The organism is Dyadobacter sp. CY356, assembly GCF_021440195.1.
Lineage (GTDB): Bacteria > Bacteroidota > Bacteroidia > Cytophagales > Spirosomataceae > Dyadobacter.
The window spans coordinates 1-1,309 of record NZ_JAJTSZ010000021.1; the positions used below are offsets into that span (position 1 = coordinate 1).

Here is a 1,309-nt window from a genome sequence, read left to right on the forward strand (position 1 = left end):
GATATGTAGCACCCAAGGTATTCCCCACCACCCAATGCTAAGAGTCACAACAGCACCTAAGGATTCACCAGAAAGGTGATAAGCCAGTATAGGACGAGAAAAGGCAAACTTATTCTAAGACCATGAGCAAAAAGGATTTCATTAACCAAACAATTGTTCGTCAATGCGTTGGCATTGACATCGCTAAGGACAGCTTTGTAGCCTGTGTGAGCTATAAAAGTACCACAGATGAAATTGTAGTAAACAGTACCAAAAAATTTGATAACACTGCTGCTGGATTTGAAAAGTTAGAGCAGTGGGTATGCCATTTCACTTCGGCAGATTTTCCGCTGCTTTATGTCATGGAAGCAACCGGGGTGTATTATGAAGCCCTCGCTTACCATTTACTGGAATGTGGTAAAGCAGTAAGTGTCCAATTGGCCAGGAACGTTAAGTTCTTTATGCAAAGCCACAATATTAAGTCAAAGACTGACGATATTGATTCACAGGCCATTGCCAGAATGGGACTGGAACGAAAGCTGGGCTTATGGCAGCCAGGCAGCAGCCGGATGAGCCAATTAAAACATCTTTGCCGTGAGCGAAATATGCTGCAAGGAGAGTATACAAGCGTCAAAAACCAGTTGCATGCCTGGAATCATTCCTACAAGCCAGACCCAAAAGGGATCAGAAGGTTTGAAGCACGGCTTGCCTTGATTAAAGCACAGATTCTGGATATTGAACAGGATTTACAAGAGATCACCAAAGAGGATGAAGAGTTAAATCTTCGGATATCAAATGTTTGTACCATTAAAGGAATCGGGTTCATCTCTGCAATTGCCATTATTGCTGAAACGAATGGCTTTGCTCTATTTAAAAACAAGAGGCAGCTCATCAGTTACTGTGGCTATGATGTAGTCCGAAAGCAATCCGGAAACAGCGAATCCAAGACCAGTATATCTAAAAAAGGGAACAAAAACGTAAGAAAAGCACTTTATTTTCCAGCAACAGCCGCTGCAAGGTTTAACCCACAAATGAAAAAAATGTATGAAAAAATACATCAAAAGACAGCTATCAAAATGAAAGGGAATGTAGCTGTGCAACGGAAAATGCTTGTTTTGGTCTATACTATATTCAAAAGCAACATTCCCTACGATGAAAACTTCCAGTATAAGAAAGAAGAACATGATAAGTCACTGTCAGCAAAAAATAAGGCAGAGACAATATTAAATTGCCCTGCCTAACGTGCATGGAATAAATTCCTGCTTCTGAAAGCGTAATTTATAAAAATATTTAATCTTTTACTTGACTTTTAACACAGCACCTTGGGTTA

Annotated in this window: 1 protein-coding gene; it reads left to right on the forward strand. The window is 40.1% G+C overall.

From position 1 onward, the window contains the following. The first annotated feature begins 122 nt into the window (after positions 1-122). The gene (locus LXL81_RS28990; RefSeq protein WP_234651695.1) at positions 123-1,220 is read left to right on the forward strand and encodes an IS110 family transposase; all 1,098 of its coding nucleotides are present in this window, start codon (positions 123-125) and stop codon (positions 1,218-1,220) included. The last annotated feature ends 89 nt before the right edge of the window (positions 1,221-1,309 follow it).